This window comes from Nonomuraea sp. NPDC001684 (assembly GCF_053596515.1).
On sequence record NZ_JBSFGJ010000870.1, the window covers coordinates 1 to 1,314 of the forward strand.

At 74.6% G+C, this 1,314-nt stretch carries 1 protein-coding gene and 1 pseudogene; both read right to left on the bottom strand.

Annotation, left to right across the window (positions count from 1 at the left end; genetic code table 11):
* Positions 1-1,100, bottom strand: a 1,100-nt coding sequence (locus tag ACWCSD_RS52650) for a cytochrome P450 (protein ID WP_449927489.1), incomplete at its 3' end; no start/stop codon positions are given.
* Positions 1,097-1,314 (bottom strand): annotated as a pseudogene (locus ACWCSD_RS52655) (methyltransferase); the annotation flags it as partial. The pseudogene ACWCSD_RS52655 and the gene ACWCSD_RS52650, both read right to left, overlap by 4 nt.

Below are 1,314 nucleotides of genomic sequence, written 5' to 3' on the forward strand. Positions count from 1 at the left end.
GCGATGCGGGCCTCCATGCGCGACAGCGGCGCCCCCAGGCAGAAGTGCGGCCCGGCGCCGAAGCTGAGCGGCTGGACGTCCGGACGGTCCGGGTCGAAGCGGGCCGGGTCGGGGAAGCGGCGCGGGTCCCGGTTGCCGGCGGCGAGCATGAGGACGACCTTCGTCCCGCCCGGCACCGGGACGCCGGAGACGTCGGTCGCCGTCTCGGCCCACCGGCTGGTCGCCTGGACGGGCGCCTCGAACCGCAGGACCTCCTCCACGTACGCGGTGGCGAACCCCGGCTCCGACCGCAGCCGCGCGGCCTGGCCCGGATGCTCGAACGCCAGCCGCAGCCCGTGCCCGAGCAGGAAGCTCGTCGTCTCGAACCCGGCGGTCAGCAGCAGCATGAGGTTGCCGACCAGCTCGTCGTGGCTGAGCCGGGTGCCGTCGTCGTGGGCGCGGACGAGCGCGGTCAGCATGTCGTCGGCGGGGTGGCGGCGGCGGTCGTCGATCAGCTCGCCGAAGTAGCCGGCCAGCTCGTCCATGGCCTTGTCGGCGATGGACAGCCTGGCGACGTTGGTGATGCCCTCCAGGGCGATCGTCAGGTCCGAGGCGACCTGCCGGAACCACTTCTGGTCCTCCTCGGCCACGCCGATGAGCGCGCTGATGACGGCGATCGGCAGCCGGGAGGCGAACTCGGCGACGTAGTCGACGGGCGTGCCGCCGGCGCCCAGGTCGGCCAGCCGGTCCAGCAGCCGGTGGACCATCCGCTCGACCGACTCCTGCATCCCGGCCACCCGGGCGGGCGTGAAGCCGCTGCTGACCAGGCGCCGGGTCTGGGTGTGGCCGGGCGGGTTGCGGTACAGCATGGAGTCGGTGTAGCCGCGCAATGAGGAGTGCGAGCGCCAGGCGGGATAGATGTGGTCGTACCCGGCGGCGTCCTGGACGCGGAGGCGGTTGTCGCGCAGCGCGCGGTTGATCTCGGCGTACCCGACGGCGACGGTGAGACCGGGGCGTACCGGGACGACGGGGCCGTGGGCGCGCAGCAGCTCGTACAGCGGGTAGGGGTCGCGGCGGCCCTCGGGGGCGACCAGGGCGGCGACGATCTCGGCGGGGGTCACGGGCGTGCCACCAGCCGGACGATCCGCAGCGCGCCCGCCGGATGCACCGAGGCGACCTCCAGGCCGCACCGCGCGGCCAGGGCCCGCAGGTCGGCGACGGCGCGCTCGCGGCCGCCGTAGTAGACGAGCATGCGCAGGTCCATCCCGGTACGCGGCGACTCGCCGTCGGGCCCGAAGTCCTCCACCACGAAGACCGAGCCGCCCGGCCCGGTGC